At 68.8% G+C, this 266-nt stretch carries 1 pseudogene; it reads left to right on the forward strand.

The annotated features are described in order from the left end of the window. Positions 1 to 266: pseudogene (locus MFF40_RS28495) on the forward strand (ABC transporter permease); the annotation flags it as partial.

The following is a 266-nucleotide window of genomic DNA, read 5'->3' on the forward strand; positions in this document are numbered from 1 at the left end:
GATCCAGGTGGTGTTCCTGGTGGTCTTCCTGTCCGGGCTCCTCGGCGTCACGGCGGCCTACGCGCTGGCGCGGCGCGATTTTCTGGGCAACCGGCTGGTGATGCTGGTCTTCCTGCTGCCGCTGCTGGTGCCGCCGATCACCTACGGCATCCCGCTCGCCACCGTGCTCTACCAGGCGGGCCTCGCCGGCACGCTCTGGGGCGTGGTGCTGGCCAACCTCGTGCCGAGCGTGCCCTTCGTGGTGCTGGTGATGATCCCGTTCATCG

Origin of the sequence: Methylobacterium mesophilicum, assembly GCF_022179445.1 — a bacterium.
GTDB lineage: Bacteria > Pseudomonadota > Alphaproteobacteria > Rhizobiales > Beijerinckiaceae > Methylobacterium > Methylobacterium mesophilicum.